This is a genomic window from Priestia sp. P5_B4 (genome assembly GCF_056400385.1).
The window spans coordinates 1-1,224 of the sequence record NZ_JBFULJ010001040.1 but is presented as its reverse complement, the minus strand read 5'-3'; the positions used below and the strand labels follow the sequence as shown (position 1 = coordinate 1,224).

2 protein-coding genes are annotated in these 1,224 nt (G+C 41.2%); one reads left to right on the top strand and one right to left on the bottom strand.

The genetic code is table 11. The annotated features are described in order from the left end of the window. Nucleotides 1-239: 239 nt before the first annotated feature. A complete protein-coding gene (locus tag AC1DRF_RS28595) occupies nucleotides 240-608 on the top strand; it encodes a winged helix-turn-helix transcriptional regulator (RefSeq protein ID WP_102812918.1) in 369 nt (122 codons plus the stop codon). 23 nt (nucleotides 609-631) lie between these two features. Here the strand turns inward: AC1DRF_RS28595 and AC1DRF_RS28590 are convergent. Beyond that, nucleotides 632-1,224, bottom strand: a 593-nt coding sequence (locus tag AC1DRF_RS28590; protein ID WP_477742386.1) for a cytochrome P450, incomplete at its 5' end; no start/stop codon positions are given.

The following is a 1,224-nucleotide window of genomic DNA, read 5'->3' as shown; positions in this document are numbered from 1 at the left end:
TCCTCCGCCCTTTCCCCTGTTGTTCTTTATAAATAAAGCGCTTTCAAAACATTTCGCTTTTTAATAGAAAAGTTATCTTCATAGTTTCATCATACAACAAACTCATAATTATTTCCATTACTTTTTTAATTTTCCGTCAATATTCCCCTGAATCATTTCCATTTTTTTATCAAATAAGACGTGCTATAGTATAAACAGCACAAATGCAGCTGAACTCACTGATAAAAGGAGTAATCACTATGAAATACGACTTAACAAAATGGGAGCCTCACGGCTATTCTTGCCCTGTGGAAGCAGCCGTTGATGTAGTCGGAGGCAAATGGAAAAGCGTCATTTTGTATCAATTATCGAAGGAACGCCGGCGCTTTAATGAACTGCGCAGACTCATTCCTGGCGTGACGCAGCGAATGCTCACGCTGCAGCTTCGCGAACTCGAGCGCGACGGAATTATCCACCGCGAAGTCTATAAACAAGTTCCGCCTAAAGTAGAATATTATTTAACACCCTTTGGAGAAACGCTCATCCCTATTATCGAGCTGATGTTTAAATGGGGATATGATCATACCGATAARATTGCTGAAGCGAGAATTCAAGCAGTGAAAGAGTAAAAAGCACGCAAAGCGTGCTTTTTTTATACATGTTTACGAATCAATAATTCTTTTAATCCGTACACAAACGTGCTTTCAATCGGCTTTAACTCAAATGACGGGCTCCAGTCCATCTGCGGATAGCGGTCAATCAGCTCGGCCAGCATAATTTTTGCTTCTATTCGAGCAAGGGGTGCTCCTAAGCAAAAATGAATGCCTCTTCCAAATGCCATGTGCACATTTGGCTTTCGATCGATTTTAAATACATCCGGGTCTTCAAAATACTCCGCGTCTCGATGCGCAGATCCCATCCATGGAACCACGTGTTCGCCCGCTTTTAGTTTCTTGCCTGCAAGAGTCACATCTTCTTTTACGATTCGGTGAAGAGCCTGAACGGGTGAACGATAGCGAAGAACTTCTTCAATCGCAGAAGGCAAAAGTTCTTTCTCTCGTTTGAGTCGTTCAAAAGAAGCTTTATCTTCCATTAAACAATAAATCGTATTTGAAATTAAATTTGTGGTTGTTTCGTTTCCAGCAATCAGCAGCAAAATAGAAAAACCGACGATCTCTTCATCCGTTAGCTGTTTCCCTTCTTCTTTTGCCTGAAGAAGCACGGTGATAATATCATCTCCTGGAC